The following is a 735-nucleotide window of genomic DNA, read 5'->3' as shown; positions in this document are numbered from 1 at the left end:
GTGGCCGACTACGGCCTCGAGGCGGACCCGTTCACGGCCGTGCCGGAACTCGTGACGAGCATCTGACGGCAGCCGGCCTGCCTTGCGCGAGTGGGCCGGCCCCAAAGCAAAAGGGGGGGCCATCTCGCGATGACCGCCCCTCTTTCGCTCTACCGCCGAAAACCAGACGCCGAAGATCAGATTTTGCTGCGGAAGTTAGGCTTGCGCTTCTCTAGGAAAGCCGCCACGCCTTCGTGCGATTCGGCTGTTCCGTAGTAGAGGCTCAGGGCCTGCATGCCCAGGCCGCCGATGCCGCGGATGGAATCGGAGTCGGCGTTGAACGAGCGCTTGGCGATCGCGATGGCCGTGGGGCTCATCTGCATGATTTCGGCACACCACCTCGCCACCTCGGCGTCGAGCTCGCCGTGCGGCACGACGGCGTTCACCATGCCCATGTCCAGTGCCTGCTGGGCGGTGTAGCGGCGGCACAGGAACCAGATCTCGCGCGCCTTCTTCTCGCCGACCACGCGGGCCCGTCTTCGGCCAAGTTGGTCCCAAGGTCGGCTCGGTGGACCCCGGCTTCGGCACTGCCTTCCTTGCCCGCGTGGTCGGCGAGAAGAAGGCGCGCGAGATCTGGTTCCTGTGCCGCCGCTACACCGCCCAGCAGGCACTGGACATGGGCATGGTGAACGCCGTCGTGCCGCACGGCGAGCTCGACGCCGAGGTGGCGAGGTGGTGTGCCGAAATCATGCAGAA

The 735-nt window shown here is 66.5% G+C and carries 2 pseudogenes; one reads left to right on the top strand and one right to left on the bottom strand.

The features are described 5' to 3' along the window. Positions 1–176: 176 nt before the first annotated feature. Positions 177–512 (bottom strand): annotated as a pseudogene (locus NS331_RS24910) (enoyl-CoA hydratase-related protein); the annotation flags it as partial. Between the two features lie 2 nt (positions 513–514). Here NS331_RS24910 and NS331_RS24905 point away from each other — a divergent pair. Beyond that, positions 515–735: pseudogene (locus NS331_RS24905) on the top strand (enoyl-CoA hydratase-related protein); the annotation flags it as partial.

The sequence above is a fragment of the Pseudacidovorax intermedius genome (assembly GCF_001476815.1).
GTDB lineage: Bacteria > Pseudomonadota > Gammaproteobacteria > Burkholderiales > Burkholderiaceae_C > Xenophilus > Xenophilus intermedius_A.
The sequence above is the reverse complement of the archived record's forward strand: the minus strand, read 5'-3'. Positions and strand labels throughout refer to the sequence as shown.